The sequence below is a fragment of the Rhodococcus phenolicus genome (assembly GCF_001646785.1).
Classification (GTDB): domain Bacteria; phylum Actinomycetota; class Actinomycetes; order Mycobacteriales; family Mycobacteriaceae; genus Rhodococcus; species Rhodococcus phenolicus.
Genome location: NZ_LRRH01000176.1, coordinates 1 through 1,152, shown reverse-complemented (window position 1 = coordinate 1,152; position 1,152 = coordinate 1). Strand labels below are relative to the sequence as shown.

The following is a 1,152-nucleotide window of genomic DNA, read 5'->3' as shown; positions in this document are numbered from 1 at the left end:
ATTTCGACGACGGCCAGGACAAGGATCCGATCCTCCTCTCATCCATGGGGGGCATTTCGGGTTCTCACTACCGCTCGGAATCGAATCCTGGGGCAACGTTCTAGAGGATTTCGGCGAGTACGGCCGTGTCCTCGCGGTCGACAAACTCGGTCAGGGCGAGACTGGTCTCCCGCTGAATGACGAAGACTGGACTGTCGACGCGGTCGCCGAACACGTTGCGAACTTTGCAACTCAGTTGGGGCTCAAGAACCTGACCCTGGTGGGTCACTCGCGCGGCGGCATGACGGCGGTCCTTCTCGCGTTGAAGTACCCTGAGATGGTAAAGAAGCTGGTCATCATCAGCAGTGCGACTGCGGCACCGGCGCCGCCCGTCGGAACCGACATGGACTTCTACGAGCGAGTCGAAAGGACTGCCCCCGGAGGTTCGGCCGAGTTGATCCGTCACTATCATGCTGCCCAGGCGGTTAATGAGGGAGATCTGCCCGAGGACTACATCGAGATCGCCACAAAGTGGCTCGAGAGCGAAAAGCAGCTCGACGCTGTCGCCGGATATGCACGCAATGCGGAGGAGCACTGGTTGCCTAGCCTCAGCGAGGGCAGGCGTTGGGTTCAGGAACGGCTTGCCGACGCAGGAATCCCGGTGCCGACGCTGGTTGTGTGGGGAGTCAATGATCGATCGGCGCCGGTGTCGATGGGTAAGGGGCTCTTCGATCTGATCGCTGCCAACACCCTGGATAGCTCGCTCTATCTCATCAACAACGCTGGTCATCAGGTGTTCCGTGACCAGCGCGAAAAGTTCAACGCCGCGGTTGGTGCGTTCATCTCGCTTTAGCAGAACCTTTCGTCGGTCTTTCGTGCTCGAAAGACCAGATGTCTGATACAAACAACTTCGAAGAGGAAGCTGGAATCTAATGCACAACTCGCTTTACGACTATTCACCGATTACTGAGCGTCCACGATTCGAGTGGCCGGGCGGGAAGAAGGTCGCCTTCTACGCGGGCGTCGCGGTGGAACACTATGCGGTCGACAAGCCGTCGACATCAATTTTTGCCGGAACAGCTGGGCTGACCCCGGACCCCCTCAACTATGGGTGGCGAGACTATGGAATGCGGGTGGGGATCTAGCGGATGATCGAATCGCTCGATCGTCACG

1 protein-coding gene is annotated in these 1,152 nt (G+C 58.6%); it reads left to right on the top strand.

Annotated features, from left to right (window positions below; all coding sequences use genetic code 11):
* On the top strand, positions 1–832 hold an 832-nt coding region (locus A8G15_RS28585; protein WP_245688050.1), incomplete at its 5' end, for an alpha/beta fold hydrolase.
* Between the last annotated feature and the right edge of the window lie 320 nt (positions 833–1,152).